This window comes from Pantoea sp. SIMBA_079, from assembly GCF_046940275.1.
Taxonomy (GTDB): domain Bacteria; phylum Pseudomonadota; class Gammaproteobacteria; order Enterobacterales; family Enterobacteriaceae; genus Pantoea; species Pantoea borealis.
This window is the reverse complement of record NZ_JAWRYR010000635.1, coordinates 1-253: the sequence shown is the minus strand read 5'-3', so window position 1 is coordinate 253 and position 253 is coordinate 1. Positions and strand designations below refer to the sequence as shown.

1 protein-coding gene is annotated in these 253 nt (G+C 62.1%); it reads right to left on the bottom strand.

Features of this window, described 5'->3' with window-relative positions; genetic code table 11:
• Nucleotides 1-253, bottom strand: a 253-nt coding sequence (locus tag SB719_RS21485) for a hypothetical protein (protein WP_412159934.1), incomplete at both ends; no start/stop codon positions are given.

Genomic DNA, 253 nt, shown 5'->3' with positions numbered 1-253 from the left:
CCCGGGCCGGTCGGGATGTAGAGCAGATCGTTGAACCTGCCATCGCCGTTGGCATCGTTGTCGAAGGTATAGCTGAAGGGACGACCCGAGCGACCCTCGTAGAACATCGACACCGAGGTGTTGTTGTCGCCGAAGAAGGCGTGCTGCCAGGTCAGCGCCGCCGAGAAGCGGTCGCGGATCTCGTAGTTGGAACGCGAAGCCACTTCCTCGTTGGCCTGGAACACGGCGTTATTGCCCAGCTGCGAACCCGACG